This window comes from Mesorhizobium sp. M8A.F.Ca.ET.181.01.1.1 (assembly GCF_004792025.1).
Lineage (GTDB): Bacteria > Pseudomonadota > Alphaproteobacteria > Rhizobiales > Rhizobiaceae > Mesorhizobium.
In genome coordinates, this window is record NZ_SRTV01000309.1 from 1 (window position 1) to 286 (window position 286).

At 55.6% G+C, this 286-nt stretch carries 1 pseudogene; it reads left to right on the plus strand.

Annotated features, from left to right (window positions below):
* Positions 1-148 precede the first annotated feature (148 nt).
* Positions 149-286, plus strand: a pseudogene (locus EN824_RS36760) (response regulator); the annotation flags it as partial.

Below are 286 nucleotides of genomic sequence, written 5' to 3' on the forward strand. Positions count from 1 at the left end.
GTGTTTGCTTGCCGACCGTGCTGAGGCGGCGGGTGATGAGATCAAACAGTCCCGACGCTCCAGGTATTGTCGAAGCACCAGACGACCCCAAACCGAGGCGTATTTTTTCAGTTCGGTGCTTGGTAGCGTACTCAATGGAGGCAGGCATATGTTGGCAGACGTTTTGCAGAGTGAACCCGGCTTCCGCATGGAGCAGCCGCGGGTACTGATCGTGGAAGACGAGTTCCTCATCGCCATGGACATAGAGGATTCCATTCTTCAGGCGGATGAAGAGGCAGACGTCATC